The 394-nt window shown below is 68.3% G+C and carries 1 protein-coding gene; it reads left to right on the plus strand.

What is annotated here, in order from left to right; all coding sequences use genetic code 11:
* Positions 1-10 precede the first annotated feature (10 nt).
* Positions 11-394, plus strand: a 384-nt coding sequence (locus JWG43_RS19165) for a carbohydrate ABC transporter permease (protein WP_205244488.1), incomplete at its 3' end; no start/stop codon positions are given.

Genomic DNA, 394 nt, shown 5'->3' on the forward strand with positions numbered 1-394 from the left:
GAACTGGCCCATGCTCGGCGAGCGCAGCTGGGCCGGCATCGAGAACTACACCCGGCTCTTCGCCGACCCGGTCTTCCGCACCGTCGCCCTCAACACGGCGCTGTTCGTGGTGCTCTACGTGCCGCTCAACCTCGTCGTGTCGCTCGGGCTCGCCGCCTGGCTGACGCCGCGGATCGCCGGCCGACACGTCTTCCGCGTCCTGTTCTTCATCCCGACCATCACGCCGATCGTCGCGAACGTCGTGGTGTGGCGGATGCTGTACCAGCCCGGGGGAGCGATCGACGCGTCACTGCAGTCCACCGTGGGCGTGCACGCGCCGAACTTCCTCGCCGACGAGCACTGGGCGATGCTCGCCATCGTCGCGATGAGCGTCTGGCAGGGCTTCGGCTACAAC

The organism is Desulfobulbus alkaliphilus, from assembly GCF_016918545.1.
GTDB classification, from domain to species: domain Bacteria; phylum Desulfobacterota; class Desulfobulbia; order Desulfobulbales; family Desulfobulbaceae; genus Desulfobulbus; species Desulfobulbus alkaliphilus.